This window comes from Streptomyces aureus (genome assembly GCF_001418135.1).
Classification (GTDB): Bacteria; Actinomycetota; Actinomycetes; order Streptomycetales; family Streptomycetaceae; genus Streptomyces; species Streptomyces aureus_A.
The window spans coordinates 1-3,024 of sequence record NZ_LIPQ01000614.1 but is presented as its reverse complement, the minus strand read 5'-3'; the positions used below and the strand labels follow the sequence as shown (position 1 = coordinate 3,024).

Annotated in this window: 5 protein-coding genes; 3 read left to right on the top strand and 2 right to left on the bottom strand. The window is 73.7% G+C overall.

Annotated features, from left to right (window positions below):
- Positions 1–857 (top strand): type IV secretory system conjugative DNA transfer family protein (locus AOK00_RS35110; protein ID WP_216822291.1); only part of this gene is annotated, 857 nt, incomplete at its 5' end.
- Between the two features lie 27 nt (positions 858–884).
- On the opposite strand, the gene AOK00_RS35105 is transcribed toward AOK00_RS35110, so the two are convergent.
- The gene (locus AOK00_RS35105) at positions 885–1,364 is read right to left on the bottom strand and encodes a MarR family transcriptional regulator (RefSeq protein ID WP_030323342.1); all 480 of its coding nucleotides are present in this window, start codon (positions 1,362–1,364) and stop codon (positions 885–887) included.
- 98 nt (positions 1,365–1,462) lie between these two features.
- Between AOK00_RS35105 and AOK00_RS35100 the strand changes: the two genes are divergently transcribed.
- Entirely contained in the window at positions 1,463–1,819 is a 357-nt protein-coding gene (locus AOK00_RS35100) for an HGxxPAAW family protein (protein WP_055604164.1), read from the top strand.
- 21 nt (positions 1,820–1,840) lie between these two features.
- Here AOK00_RS35100 and AOK00_RS35095 read toward each other — a convergent pair whose 3' ends face one another.
- A complete protein-coding gene (locus tag AOK00_RS35095; protein ID WP_055604163.1) occupies positions 1,841–2,398 on the bottom strand; it encodes a GNAT family N-acetyltransferase in 558 nt (185 codons plus the stop codon).
- A gap of 137 nt (positions 2,399–2,535) precedes the next feature.
- On the opposite strand from AOK00_RS35095, the gene AOK00_RS35090 reads away from it, so the two are divergent.
- Positions 2,536–3,024: ATP-binding cassette domain-containing protein (locus AOK00_RS35090; protein WP_159041928.1), on the top strand; the 489-nt coding region annotated here is incomplete at its 3' end.

Here is a 3,024-nt window from a genome sequence, read left to right as displayed (position 1 = left end):
CCGAGGGGCCGGTCCTGGTCGTCACCTCCGATCCCGCCCTCTGGTCCGCGACCAAGGACGCGCGCGGCAAGCTCGGCCCGGTCCTCGTCCACGATCCCGGCCACCTGTGCGACACGCCCGCGCGACTCCACTGGTCGCCGTCCGAGCGCTGCGAGGACCCGGCCGTGGCCGCGGAGCGGGCGGTCGCCCTGCTGGCGCCGGTGCGCCCGCACTCCCGGCTGGACGCGGCCACCGCGGACACTGCGGAAACGCTCCTGCGCTGCTGGCTGCACGCTGCCGCCGTGGACGGGCGCCCGTTCCGCCAGGTCCACCGCTGGGCACAGGGCACGGGCGCCCACGAGCCGGTACGGATCCTCCGCAGCCATCCGAAGGCGGCATCCGGCCACGCGGGCCTGCTCGAATCGGCGCTCACCGCGCATCCGGAAAGCCGCCGCATGGCACAGGAACTGACGGCCCGTGCGCTGGCGTCGCTCTCCTCGGTCCACATCCGGGAGGCCTGCACCCCGAATCGAACGGATTCGCTGGCGCTGGCATCTTTCCTGCCCGAAGGGGGCACCCTCTACGTGGTGGGGGAACCGATCGAGGATCCCCGCACCCACCCCGGCGCGATGCCGCTCCTGACGGCGCTCGCCGCAAGCGTGGTCGAGCACGGCCGCCGCATGGCCGCACGGTCATCCGACGGTCGGCTCGACCCACCAATGACCCTCGTCCTGGACGACGTCGCCGCCGTGGCCCCGCTCCCCCAGCTCCCGGAGCTCCTCGCCACCGGCCACACGCAGGGCCTCCTGACCCTGGCCCTGATGCGCTCGCCCGAACAGGCCCGCACCAGATGGCCGGAATCCTCCCTGAGCCGCTGAGGGCCCCTGCCTCGGCCCGCTCCCGGGTCAGAGGGCGCGGCCGCGCAGGGAGTGCAGGTGGGCGCGGGCGGCCTCGGCGGCATGGGTGAACCAGTCGGCGATGACCGCGGTCTCCTCCGGGGTGTACCGGGCGAAGACGTCCTCCAGGCGGGCATAGAACGGCTGGTACAGCGCGACGACCCGTGCGGCCGCGTCCGGGTCCGCGACCACGCGCACCCGCCGCCGGTCGGCCGGGTCCGGGGCCCGATGGGCGTATCCGGCCTTCTCCAGACGGTTGAGCACGCCGGTCACGGCGCCCGTGGTGAGGTTGGCGCGCTCCGCCAGGTCCCCGGCCGACAGCGGGTCCTCGCCCGCGCCGAGCACATGCCCGAGACAGGTCAGATCGGTCACGTTGAGGCCGAGGGCCTGGGCGACCTCCTGCTGGCCGATGAGGCCCAGGGCCACGTACGCGTCCATCCGGTGGATCGCCTCGCCGACGGTGGCCGGGGGACGGCTCTTGCCCTCCACGCAGAGACTCCTTAGCATCTAAGTTACTTAGCTCGTGAGATAAACCGTCTCACCGATGCCTTCATCCTGCCTGCCCCGACACCCCACAGGGAGCATCCATGAGTGCCCACGGTGACGTCGACCTCGGCCACACCCTGGCCGGATGGACCGGAACCACCCTCGCAGGACTGGGCTCCGCCGTCGCCGGAGCCGGAATCTGCCTGGATCGCACCTGGGCCCTGTGGCTCGGCGCGGCACTGGCCGTTCTCGCCGCCGCCGCGACCTGGACCCTCCACCTGACGGGCTGGGGCAAGCCCTCCGGCCCCCGCCCGGCCGACCAGTGGGACTGGCGGGTCCGCGACACCGGCGCCCGGCACGGCCACCCCGACTGCCTCGGCTGCCGCCTCGCGGGCCGCCACATCACGGTCGCCGCCCGGACGCGGCCGCACCCCGAACCGGCCCCGGGCCGACCCTGATCCCGGTCCCGCCACCGACGCCTACGACGCCCGCCGCACCTCGTACTCGTCCTCCATCGCCGTGTCGTGCCCCGGGACGCCCACCCGGGCCCCCGTCGCCACGAAACCGAAGCGGCGGTAGAAGGCGGCGGCCCGCGCGTTGTCCTCGTGGACGTAGAGCCGCACCCGCTCGACCGGCTCCGTCAGCGACCAGGACCACTCGACGCCGGCACGGAACAGCGCGTCGATCACACCCGTCCCCCGCACCTCGGGCCGTACGTAGACGCCCACGATGTGCGTCTGGTCGACCTTCGCCGGCTCACCGAAGCGCACCTCGTCCGCGGGCCGCTCCACCATGACCGTGATCGTGCCGACCCAACTCCCGTCCGGGGCCTCGGCCACGAACTGCCGCACGTTCCCGGCGCCCGTCTCGGACGCCCCCTCCGCACGCTCCTGCCAGAAGGAGTCCGGGCGCTGCACGGCGGCCTCGTACGTTTCGAGGAACGCGAGGTGGGCGACCGGGTCGCGCAGGGCAGCGAGGCGGAGCTCGCGGGCCCGCTCCCACTCGTCGGCGCGGATGACACGTATCGAAAAGTCCATGCGCCCGATCCTCCGTGCCACCGCACGCCTCTGACAAGGGCTTTTCGCTGCCCGTCGTACCCCGGTACTACGCCAAGTCCCCATCGCCCGCCCCAGGTCGGACGAACGCCCGCCGCCCGCTCCCTAGCGTCGTCAGCATGATCCGAGCAGAGAACCTCACCAAGCGGTACGGGGACACCACCGTCGTCCAGGACCTCAGCTTCACCGTCCGACCGGGCGCCGTCACCGGCTTCCTCGGCCCCAACGGCGCCGGAAAGTCCACCACCCTCCGCATGATCCTGGGCCTCGACGCCCCCACCCGCGGCCACGCCACCGTCGACGGCCGCCCGTACGCCCGGCACGGCGCCCCGCTCACCCGCGTCGGCGCCCTCCTCGAAGCCCGCTCCGTGCACCCCGGCCGCTCCGCCCGCCACCACCTCACGGCCCTCGCCCTCACCCACGGCATCCCGCGCTCCCGCGTCGACCGGGTCCTCGCCGTCACCGGCCTCGCCCATGTCGCCGACAAGCGCGTGAAGGGCTTCTCCCTCGGCATGGGCCAGCGCCTCGGCATCGCCGCCGCACTCCTCGGCGACCCGGCCACCGTCGTCCTCGACGAACCGGTCAACGGCCTCGACCCCGAGGGCGTG

What these genes read in the sequence shown, in the direction of transcription:
- AOK00_RS35100 (WP_055604164.1), top strand. Translation starts at nt 1,463, where the DNA reads ATGAGTGCCCACGGTGACGTCGACCTCGGCCACACCCTGGCCGGATGG.
- AOK00_RS35095 (WP_055604163.1), bottom strand. Translation starts at nt 2,398, where the DNA reads ATGGACTTTTCGATACGTGTCATCCGCGCCGACGAGTGGGAGCGGGCC.